At 61.2% G+C, this 304-nt stretch carries 1 protein-coding gene; it reads right to left on the reverse strand.

Features of this window, described 5'->3' with window-relative positions; translation table 11 throughout:
* Positions 1-286, reverse strand: a 286-nt coding sequence (locus DUT91_RS27675; RefSeq protein ID WP_425373846.1) for a transposase, incomplete at its 3' end; no start/stop codon positions are given.
* Positions 287-304 lie beyond the last annotated feature (18 nt).

Here is a 304-nt window from a genome sequence, read left to right on the forward strand (position 1 = left end):
TGTTGCTTTTGGCGGGTATAACCGCCTCGATATCGGCGCTGGCGATCTCTTCGCGAATGGCGTCAGCGTCATAGCCTTTATCGGCGAGGAACGCCTCTATCCGGTCGGAAATCATCCGGAACAACGGTACAAAGCCCTGGTTGTCGTGTGTTTGTCCGGGCGTCAGGACGAAGCCGGGCGGCCGCCCCTGCGCATCGCACCGGGCATGGAGCTTGGTGGTGAAGCCGCCGCGCGATCGGCCAAGCGCCTGGGCTTTCTGAGTCCCCTTTTTATGCCGACCGCACAATGATGTGCTCGGACGATG

Source organism: Paramesorhizobium salinisoli (assembly GCF_003335045.1).
GTDB lineage: Bacteria > Pseudomonadota > Alphaproteobacteria > Rhizobiales > Rhizobiaceae > Paramesorhizobium > Paramesorhizobium salinisoli.